General features: G+C 72.7%; 5 protein-coding genes and 1 pseudogene. 1 reads left to right on the top strand and 5 read right to left on the bottom strand.

The window, feature by feature from the left end:
- The 5 genes from CCN42_RS35405 to mtnA all read right to left on the bottom strand — a co-directional run.
- Positions 1-293 (bottom strand): ComF family protein (locus tag CCN42_RS35405; RefSeq protein WP_422641241.1); only part of this gene is annotated, 293 nt, incomplete at its 3' end.
- Between the two features lie 329 nt (positions 294-622).
- Positions 623-2455, bottom strand: a complete 1833-nt coding sequence (locus tag CCN42_RS35400) for an LpqB family beta-propeller domain-containing protein (RefSeq protein WP_086741463.1) — start codon at positions 2453-2455, stop codon at positions 623-625.
- A 13-nt stretch (positions 2456-2468) separates the two neighbouring features.
- Positions 2469-4505 carry an MtrAB system histidine kinase MtrB gene (mtrB, locus tag CCN42_RS35395; protein WP_086741462.1) on the bottom strand — a complete coding sequence of 679 codons (2037 nt, stop codon included), beginning with the start codon at positions 4503-4505 and terminating at the stop codon, positions 2469-2471.
- A 1-nt stretch (position 4506) separates the two neighbouring features.
- Positions 4507-5196 carry a two-component system response regulator MtrA gene (gene mtrA / locus CCN42_RS35390; protein WP_015659998.1) on the bottom strand — a complete coding sequence of 230 codons (690 nt, stop codon included), beginning with the start codon at positions 5194-5196 and terminating at the stop codon, positions 4507-4509.
- Between the two features lie 445 nt (positions 5197-5641).
- Positions 5642-6781, bottom strand: coding sequence for an S-methyl-5-thioribose-1-phosphate isomerase (gene mtnA, locus CCN42_RS35385; RefSeq protein WP_086741461.1), 1140 nt, complete (start codon positions 6779-6781; stop codon positions 5642-5644).
- A 140-nt stretch (positions 6782-6921) separates the two neighbouring features.
- Here mtnA and CCN42_RS35380 point away from each other — a divergent pair.
- Positions 6922-7115, top strand: a pseudogene (locus CCN42_RS35380) (hypothetical protein); the annotation flags it as partial.

The raw sequence follows: 7115 nt of genomic DNA, 5'->3' as shown, positions 1-7115 counted from the left end.
TCCCGCAGCCCCGCCCGCACGGCTCCCGCCAGAGCCCCGCCGAGCGGCCCGGAGAGGGCCAGGGCACCCCGTTCCTTGTGGGCCAGCAGCATGGCTCGCACCTCGTCCCCGTACCGGGCCGCCGCGTGTACGGCCGGCAGCCCCGGCGGCTCCGGCACCGGCCGCACCCGGCGCGGCACCTGTCCGCTCAGAGCGGCCCGGCACCCCGCGCACAGCACCGTACGAGCCCGGCCGCAGCCCCCGCACTCGGCCGGCAGCACCAGGTCGGTGAGGTCCTGCCACCATCCCCGCATGCGGACCACTCTGCCCAGCCCTCGCCCGGAACGGCTACCCCTGTGGAAAACCCCCTGTGGAAAACCGCCCGGCCCACTGAACAACCGTCACCCGCCCGTGAGGACCACCCGCGCACCGCCCTCCGCCGCGCCGACCGGCCCACCTCATAGACCTCACTCACCTCGTCAGCCCCACCTCCCACCTCACCTCGCCCATCACCTCGCCAACAGAAACGGCCGCCCCCGCCGGGTCACCCCGAACGAGAACGGCCGCCTGCGAAAGCCGGACGGGCCTCTCGGCGAAAGCCCCGAGCCCGCCCCTGCCCGACACCCTGATGAGGCCCTGCCCATCACCCCGGATAGACCGGCGCCGACCCCTCCTTGACCACCGTCTGCCACTGCGCCCCCGACGGCAGCCGCACGATTCCGTCGTCCGAGTACGCCACCAGCGGCAACCGCTCGTCCTCGGACGCGGCGATCTCCTTCACTCCGGTCAGCGCGTCCGGCGCGGGCGCCTTCGGCGTGGAGCCGTCGACCTGGACGTACCGCAGCTGCAGCACGCCCCCCTTCGCGCGTCCGACCACGACGAGCCGGTCGTCACCGCTCCACGACATGGTGGTGACCTCTTCCAGCTCGGGGGCGGCGTTGTGCAGTTCGCGCACGGTGACCGCCGCCCGCTCGCCCACCTTCTCGTCGAGGTCGATCCGCCCGACGAGCAGGGACTGTTCGCCGTCCTTCTCCACGATGAGCGCGATCCGCACGCCGTCGGCGGCGACCCGCACCGACTTGATGCGCCCGTCCAGGGCGGGAGTCTCCACCTCCAGCGGTTCGTTCTTGCCCGCCTGGAGCAGCAGCAGCCGCGCCCGCGCGGGGTCGCGGTCGGCGATCCACAGGTTGCCCTGCGCGTCCCAGCTGGGTGTGGTCAGCCGGTCGTCCTCGGTCTTGCCCTGACCGACCAGCACGGGCTCTCCGAGCTGGGCGCCGGGCTCCATCCGCGCGACGTACAACTCGGCGCCGTTCAGGGAGACTCCGGCCGCGGTGCGCTCGTCGCGCGACACGGCCACCGAGCGCAGGCTCTTGGTGCCCTCGCCCAGCGGTCCCGGCACCGGCTCCGCGCCCGCGGTCTTGCTGCCGCTGCGGATCCGCACCACGCGCTGTTCGTCGTCGAGGAAGTAGAGGTACTCGGGGCTGCGCACCGGTCCGCGCGTGGCGACCGCCGTGGCCCCGTCCGTGTCGAGCGAGCACAACTCCGCGCCGCCCGCCCGCAGTTCGACCTCGTCCACCGCGGGAGTCAGGTCCTGCAGGGTGAACAGCACCTGGGCCGCCATCTCGTTGCACTTGGCCAGCCCGACCCGGGCGGCCTTGTCGTTCAACGGCACGGTGAGCTTGTTGTGTTCGTCGGGCGTCAGCGGGTCGCCGCTCTTCGCCAGCCGGGTCCCGGTGGGGAAGCTGGACAGGACCGCGGGATCGAGCCAGCTGGTGGGCCCTTCGAGCAGCGAGCGCACCACCTGTGTCGTGGGGTCCACCCGCTGGCGCACATAGACCGGGTCGGCGACCGCGGCGAGCTGCGAGGACGCGCCGGACGCGCTGTTCGCCGCCAGGTAGTACTTGTTGACGGAGATGTAGTTCCGCTGGAAGTCCGACTGGCCGAGCACGATCCCTTCGGGCAGCCGGTCGATGCGCCACTGCCCGCTCTTCCTGTCCCGCTTGAGCTGCACCTGCTGGCTGTAGTTCCCGCCGGCCGGCGCATACGACTGCTCCGCGTCGACGGTGGCGACCCTGGTGCCGGTCAGCAGGAACGCGAACGTGTCGCGCTCCTCCTTGTTGACCGCCCAGTCGACCTCGATGCCTGGCGCGTTGGCGAGCACCGTGGTGGACCGCTGCGGGTGCCAGGACTTCCTCGCCCTGTCGGTCAGGTACTGCTTCGCCGTCTCGTAGTTGAGGTCGTCGCTGGTCAGGGCCTCCAGGAAGCCCTGCACGATCTGCGGCGGCAAGGCGTCCTCCGACGGCGGCACGGCGAACACCCGCACCTGGGTGTCCTGCCGCGGCGTGGACTCGAAACCGCGCAGATCCCCGTGGTCGGGCATCGAGGCGCACCCCGCCAGCAGTACGGCACCACAGGCGACGTACGCCACCGCGCGCGCCGGTGTGCGCCGGGCGCCCCCCTCGCGGTCAGCGCCCACGACTTGCCTCCCCTTACTCATTCGTCTCATCGGGCTCCACGTCCGAGGGACGCCGCGCGGCCGGACCGGGCGCCGCCTCGTCCGGCCGGCGTGCCCCGCCCAGCGGCCGGGGCACCACACGGGCACCGTTCCCGGGCAACGCCGTCGGATCGGCGGTGGGCGCCACGGCGGCCATCCGAGGGCCTATCGCGTCCAGCGGCCGCACCGGGCCGCCCGCTGTGGTCTGCGCGGGCACGGTGGCGCTCTTCTCGCCCCCGCGCGGCAGACCGGAGTCGTCGAGTCCGCGATTGCGCCGCGAGTCCTTCGGCTCCAGCGGTATCGGCGATCCCCGCAGCGGCTCGTCCGCGGTCCGCGGCAGCGTCAGCCGGAACTGCGAGCCACCGCCCGGCTCGCCCCACGCCTGGAGCCAGCCGCCGTGCAGCCGGGCGTCCTCCAGGGCGATGGACAGGCCCAGGCCCGTACCGCCCGTCGTCCGCGCGCGTGCCGGGTCGGCCCGCCAGAAGCGGCTGAAGACCCGGGTCGCCTCGCCGGGCTTCAGCCCGACACCGTAGTCGCGTACCGCGACCGCGACCGCCCCGCCCGCCGCGGCGAGCTTGACGACGACGTCCTTGCCCTCGCCGTGCTCCACGGCGTTGACCACGAGGTTGCGCAGCACCCGCTCCACGCGCCGGGCGTCCGCCTCGGCCACGACCGGCTGCTGGTCGCCCGTGATCCGGATCCGCGTCCCCTTGCGCTCGGCCAGCGGCTCGGCCCCGCCGACGACCCGCCGGACGACCTCCCTGAGGTCTATCGGCTCGGCCTCCAACGCCGCCGCACCCGCGTCGAAACGGCTGATCTCCAGCAGGTCCGACAGCAGCGACTCGAACCGGTCCAGCTGGTCGGCGAGGAGCTCCGCCGACCGTGCGGTCACCGGGTCGAAGTCCTCCCGCGCCTCGTGGATGACATCGGCGGCCATCCGCACGGTCGTCAGCGGGGTGCGCAGCTCGTGCGAGACGTCGGACACGAACCGCCGCTGCATCCGCGACAGGTCCTCCAGCTGCTGGATCTTCAGCTGGAGGTTCTGCGCCATCTTGTTGAAGGCCTCGCCGAGCCGCGCGATGTCGTCCTCGCCGGTGACCTTCATCCGCTCCTGGAGCCGCCCCGCCGACAGCCGCTCGGCGATCCCCGCGGCCATCCGTACGGGCGTGACGACCTGGCGTACCACCAGCCACGCGATCGCCCCGAGGAGGACGACGACGAACAGCCCCGCCGTCGCCAGCGTCCCCTTGACCAGGCTCAGCGACTTCTCCTCCTGCGTCAGCGGGAAGAGGTAGTACAGCTGGTACGGGTCGTTGTTCGGGTCGTTGAGCTGCTTGCCGATGATCAGCGCGGGCTGGGACTCCTCGCCCGGCCCGTAGATGATGCGGGTGTAGCTCTGCCAGGCGCCCGGATTGCCGGTGACCCGCTCCCGCAGGTCCTCGGGCACGCTCTTGTTCGGGTTGACGCCGCCGGAGGCACGCGGGCCGCGTCCGCCGCCGGTGTCGTCCCCGGCGGGCAGCGTCACGACGTCGAAGGCGCCCTGGCCGCCACTGGACAGGGACGTGACGAGATCACTCATCCACTGGATGACGTTCTGGGAGGACTGCCCGTCCTGGTCGGCCGCGTCGTCGACGGCGGCCCCGCTCGCCGCCTCCTCGGCCCGCTGCTTGGCCGCGGCGAACCCGCCCGTGGCCTGGCTCTGCGACGCGTTCACCTTGGCGTCCAGCAGACCGTTGCGCACCTGCCCGATGACCACGAAGCCGAGCAGCAGCACGACGCCCAGTGACATCAGCAGGGTCGTCACGACGACCTTCAGCTGGATGTTGCGCCGCCACAGCCGCATCACGGGCAGCAGCGGCCGGCGTATCCAGCGCATGAACAGGCGAAAGACCGGGCTGCCCTGGACCCCGCCCTGGAGCAGCCCGCTCTCGAAGAACCTTCCCCAGCGGGAGCCCGCCGCCTTCCGGCCGACAGGCCGCCCCGCGCGGGTCCCGGACCGGCCGGGCGCCGAAGCGGCACTGTCCCCGGACATGTCAGCTCGGCCCGGCCTTGTAGCCGACACCACGGACCGTCACCACGATCTCCGGCCGCTCCGGGTCCTTCTCGACCTTGGAGCGCAGCCGCTGCACATGGACGTTGACCAGCCGCGTGTCCGCCGCGTGCCGGTAGCCCCACACCTGCTCCAGCAGGACCTCACGCGTGAACACCTGCCACGGCTTGCGGGCGAGCGCCACCAGCAGATCGAACTCCAGCGGCGTCAGCGCGATCGACTGCCCGTCCCGCTTCACGGAGTGCCCGGCGACATCGATGACCAGGTCACCGATCGCGAGCTGCTCCGGCGCCGGCTCCTCCGACCGGCGAAGCCGCGCCCGGATACGAGCCACCAGCTCCTTCGGCTTGAACGGCTTCACGATGTAGTCGTCCGCGCCCGACTCGAGGCCCACGACGACATCCACGGTGTCGCTCTTCGCCGTGAGCATCACGATCGGCACCCCGGACTCGGCCCTGATCAGCCGGCACACCTCGATACCGTCCCGTCCGGGCAGCATCAGGTCCAGCAGCACGAGATCGGGCTTCGTCTCCCGGAAAGCGGCCAGCGCCTTGTCGCCGTCGGCTACGAAAGACGGCTCAAAACCTTCACCACGCAGCACAATGCCGAGCATCTCGGCCAGTGCGGTGTCGTCGTCGACGACAAGGACTCGTCCCTTCATAAACGACATCATCCCATTCTCATAACAGTGGCGAAGATCCAGGTGAGGCAGCTCACTGACCAGTGACGATAGTCGTACGAGGCCGTCACTGTCTGCCCTCGTCCGCGGCCCTTGCCGTCAGCGGCAGATGTCAGGGCGGCCACCCCTCGCTGCGGCGCCCTCGTCAGTCCGTGATCCGGTGGCGGCCGACCGCCTCGCCGGCGGCCTCGCCGAGCTGCTGAGCCACCTCGGCAACCACCGCGTCCCCGACTCGAGCCACTCCACAGCGCGCCCGGCCCCGCTCCCCGTGCGTCGCAGCGGGCAGAGAGGCCGTTCGCCATGGAACTGGCCTGGAGCATCCCATGCCCGCAACGGCGAGGGCGGCGCCGCTGAGCGGGCCCACGGCCCCGTGACGACAGTCGGACACCGTCACCGACCGCTCACCGGCCACTGTCGGCCCTCGCCGTCGAACCCCCGGTCAGCCCCGCGCGCGCCCAGCCTTCCCGCACAGCTCGGCCAGCCCCTCGGCCGTCACGGGTGACACCGCCCCCTCCTCGGTGACGATCGCCGTCACCAGCTCGGGCGGCGTCACGTCGAACGCCGGGTTGTACGCCTGCGTCCCCAGCGGCGCCACCGGAATGCCGCCCCCCGCTCCCGACACCTGCACCTGCGGTGCCAGCACCTCCGTCACCTCGTACCCCGGCCGCTGCTCCACCTCGATCGACGCCCCGTCCACCGTGTCCAGGTCCACCGTCGTCACCGGCGCCACCACGATGAACGGCACGTGGTGGTACCGCGCGAGCACCGCCAGCGGATAGCTCCCCACCTTGTTCGCCACCGACCCGTCGGCCGCGATCCGGTCGGCCCCGATCAGCACCGCGTCCACCTCCCCGGCGGCGAACAGCGACCCCGCCGCGTTGTCGGTGAGCAGCGTGTACGCCATCCCGTTGCGGGCCGCCTCGTACGCCGTCAGCCGCGCCCCCTGCAGCAGCGGGCGGGTCTCGTCCACCCACAGCCGCCGCAGGCGCCCCTGGTGATGCGCCGCGAGCGCCACCGCGAACGCCGTCCCGTCCCCGCCGGACACCAGCGCCCCGGTGTTGCAGTGGGTGAGGATCCGATGGCCCCCGCCGGGCAGCAGCTCGTCCAGCAGCGCCAGCCCGTGCTCGGCCATCCGCGCACTCGCCTCGGCGTCCTCCCGGTGCAGCTGCCGTGCGGCCGCCAGCGCCGCCACGGCGGCCTGCCCGGCGTCTTCGCCCCTGGCCACAGCCGCGTGATAGGCGTCCCGCGCCCGGCGCACCCCCACGGAGAGGTTCACCGCGGTCGGCCGGGCACCCGCCAGCGCCTGTGCGGCCTCGTCCACGTCGAACCCGCGCGCGGCGGCGAGCGCGACGCCGTACGCGCCCGCGATGCCGAGCACCGGTGCCCCGCGCACGGCGAGCGACCGGATCGCCTCCACCAGCGCGGGTGCGTCCGTGCAGACCAGTTCGACCTCCTCGCTCGGCAGCCTGGTCTGGTCCAGAAGCACCAGGACCGGACCCTCCGGTGGCTCCTCCCAACGCAGCACAGGTACCTCGGTTGCCCGCTCGTCCTCGCCGGTTCGCGCCTGCAGATCAGCCATACGGTCAGTCTGCCCGCTATCCGGCGGACAATTGAAGGTGTGCCGCCCCCACCGCGGCCGGGCCCCCGCCGACCACCCCATGGCACGATGGCTGCCAACCTGCCGCCGCGACCGCGGACGGGCACCGTGAAGGAGCGACGATGAACGACACTCCGGGCTGGGCCTCGCCCGGATCCTCCCCGTCCGACGGGCACGAGCCCGGCACCTCCGGCCCCAGCGAGCCGGCCGACCGGCCGGGCTCCGAGCAGCCGTCCCCGCAGCCGGGCGCGCAGCCGCAGAGCCCCGGCGCGCAGTGGTCCCCGCAGCAGCCGCCACCCGCCCAGTGGTCCGCTCC

The sequence above is a fragment of the Streptomyces glaucescens genome (assembly GCF_002154375.1).
GTDB lineage: Bacteria > Actinomycetota > Actinomycetes > Streptomycetales > Streptomycetaceae > Streptomyces > Streptomyces glaucescens.
The sequence above is the reverse complement of the archived record's forward strand: the minus strand, read 5'-3'. Positions and strand labels throughout refer to the sequence as shown.

Bases quoted from the DNA above. Each gene is read 5' to 3' on its own strand.
- mtrB (WP_086741462.1), bottom strand. From the start codon at position 4,505: ATGTCCGGGGACAGTGCCGCTTCGGCGCCCGGCCGGTCCGGGACCCGC.
- mtrA (WP_015659998.1), bottom strand. From the start codon at position 5,196: ATGATGTCGTTTATGAAGGGACGAGTCCTTGTCGTCGACGACGACACC.
- mtnA (WP_086741461.1), bottom strand. From the start codon at position 6,781: ATGGCTGATCTGCAGGCGCGAACCGGCGAGGACGAGCGGGCAACCGAG.